The organism is Planctomycetia bacterium (assembly GCA_034440135.1).
Taxonomy (GTDB): Bacteria; Planctomycetota; Planctomycetia; order Pirellulales; family JALHLM01; genus JALHLM01.
In genome coordinates this window covers 1-2645 of the sequence record JAWXBP010000509.1, presented here as the reverse complement: position 1 = coordinate 2645, position 2645 = coordinate 1, and the positions used below count along the sequence as shown (strand labels likewise).

The following is a 2645-nucleotide window of genomic DNA, read 5'->3' as shown; positions in this document are numbered from 1 at the left end:
GCGCCGCGAGTTTGCTCCGCGAGGACGCTGGCGGCGTCGGCGAGTTGGTCTTCGGAATGCTGTACAACCCTTGGTCGGCGTTCGTGCAATTGGTCGCAAGTTTGTTTATTCTCGCGGCGGTCGACTGGCGACTATTGAGCGGCGCATTGGTACTGATTCCGCTGGTTTACTTTTCGCACAAGACGTGGATCAGCCGCATTCGGCCGATTCATCGCGATATCCGCAAACAGCGCCAGGACATTGACAGCCACGCCACCGAGGTCTTCGGCGGCATGCGCGTGGTGCGGGCCTTCAACCGCGGACGCACGGAGTCCGATCGTTCCGCGCTCGGCAATCACTTGATGGCCCGGCAGGAATTGTTCGCCTGGTGGTGGGCTCGCGGCGTGGAGTTGCTGTGGGAAGTGCTGCTCCCGACGGCATCCGCGGGCTTGCTTTTTTACGGCGGCTGGCAAGTCGTGGAAGGAAAACTCACGCTCGGCGATCTGATGATGTTCTTGATTTACGTCGTGATGTTGCTGGAGCCGCTGGCCGTGTTGGCGAACACCGCCACGTCATTGCAAAGCGGGCTCGCTGGGCTGGATCGCGTGCTGGACTTGATGGCCGAACCGCTCGAAGCGCCGACGCTGCCTGGCGCGGTGACCATGGATCGCGCCAAGTTTCAAGGTCGCGTCGAACTGCGAGGCGTGTCCTTCAAGTATCCAACGGCGGAAGAGTGGGTGCTGCGCGATATCCAACTCGTTGCCGAGCCGGGTCAAATGGTGGCGCTGGTCGGCCCCAGCGGCGCTGGCAAGACGACGCTCTGCAACCTGGTCGCAAGATTTTACGATCCGGTCGAAGGGCAGATGTTGCTCGACGGCGTCGACTTACGGCAAATTGACGTCGGCAGCTTTCGACGTCTGCTGGGCATCGTCGAACAGGAAGTGTTTCTGTTCGACGGCACCATCGCGGACAACATCGCTTACTCGAAACGTCACGCTACGCAGGAGGAAATCCGCCACGCGGCGGAGATTGCCAACGCCGTGGAATTCATCGACCGCCTGGAGCACGGCTTCAAGACAATGATCGGCGAGCGCGGCGTCAAGCTCAGCGGCGGGCAGCGGCAACGGCTGGCGATCGCCCGGGCGGTGCTGGCCGACCCCGGCATCCTGATTTTGGACGAAGCGACCAGCAACCTGGACACGGAAAGCGAACGGCTGATCCAGCAAAGTCTCGGCGAACTGATGCGGGGTCGCACGACTTTCGTGATCGCCCACCGGCTGAGCACGATCGCCCACGCAGACCGGATCGCGGTCCTTGAAGGGGGACGAATCGTCGAAACCGGCACCCACGAGGAATTGATGGCCATCAGCGGCCGCTATCGGCAGATGGTCTGGGTGCAGACGGGATTGGCCCAAGCATCGTCGGGGGGTGGCAATGGGCACTCCATGGCAGGCGGCCCCGCACACCAGCCAACCACTGTAAAGAGTAAGCATTCGGCCGTGTGACTTGGCCGTCGGAGCAGTGCGTTCGACTTCGGCCGCCCCGGTTTTTCGCCCTTTGCTAATTGGCGAATCTGTGTACGATAAAGGATCGGCGATTTCGCAGCCGCTTGCGCTGAGGGTGTCGACAAACACCCCCCGATGGAAGCGGACTGCGAGAGCTTGCAATGCGCGTTCGGGCCGCGGGCTGTTTGGGGCGGCAATCGGACGCCGGCGCTTGATTGGCGGCGGGGCGCGGCGAAGGATTGTCGCATGACCAGTTGTGCCGCGCATTTCGGTCGCCCACTGGCGGCCGTGAAGCCCTGGACGCCCGTCGCTGGATTGCGGCCCGCGCATTGAAGTACAGGAATTGGAAAGGACCACGCTTTTTGAGGCTTTCGTCATGGATCTGAATAGACTGCGGAACATCGGCATTTCGGCTCACATCGACTCCGGCAAGACCACGCTCAGCGAGCGAATCTTGTACTATGCCGGTCGTATCCACCGGATTCAGGAGGTGAAGGGCGAAGGCGCCACGATGGACCACATGGATCTGGAGCGGGAGCGTGGTATCACGATCACCAGCGCCGCCACCACGGTGGAGTGGGACGAGAATACGATCAACCTGATTGATACGCCGGGCCACGTCGACTTCACGGTCGAAGTGGAACGCAGCCTCCGCGTGCTGGACGGCGCCATTTTGGTGCTTTGCGCCGTGGGCGGCGTGCAGTCGCAGTCGATGACCGTCGACCGGCAGATGAAGCGCTATCACATTCCGCGCCTCGCGTTCATCAACAAGATGGACCGCACCGGGTCAAACCCGAAGCGCGTCGTGCAGATGATCCGCGAAAAGCTGAATGAAGAAGCGGTCGTCATGCAATTGCCGATCGGCAAGGAAGACAACTTCCTGGGCGTGGTCGACCTGATCAAGATGAAGGGCTACTACTTCGACGGCAACAACGGCGAACATGTCCGCGAGGAAGAAATTCCCGCCGACATGGTCGACGAGTCCAAAGAAGCTCGGCAGGAAATGCTGGAAGCCCTGTCGATGTACAGCGACCAAATGATGGAGCTGTTGCTGGCCGAGCAAGAAGTACCGGAGGACTTGATTCACGCGGTGACGAAAGCGGCCGTGCAGGGCCTTGACGTCACGCCCGTCTTCATGGGTTCCGCCTATAAGAATAAGGG

Annotated in this window: 2 protein-coding genes; both read left to right on the top strand. The window is 61.1% G+C overall.

Annotated elements, in window-relative coordinates:
* Positions 1-1484, top strand: a 1484-nt coding sequence (locus tag SGJ19_28840) for an ABC transporter ATP-binding protein (GenBank protein MDZ4784273.1), incomplete at its 5' end; no start/stop codon positions are given.
* A gap of 376 nt (positions 1485-1860) precedes the next feature.
* Positions 1861-2645: GTP-binding protein (locus SGJ19_28835; protein ID MDZ4784272.1), on the top strand; the 785-nt coding region annotated here is incomplete at its 3' end.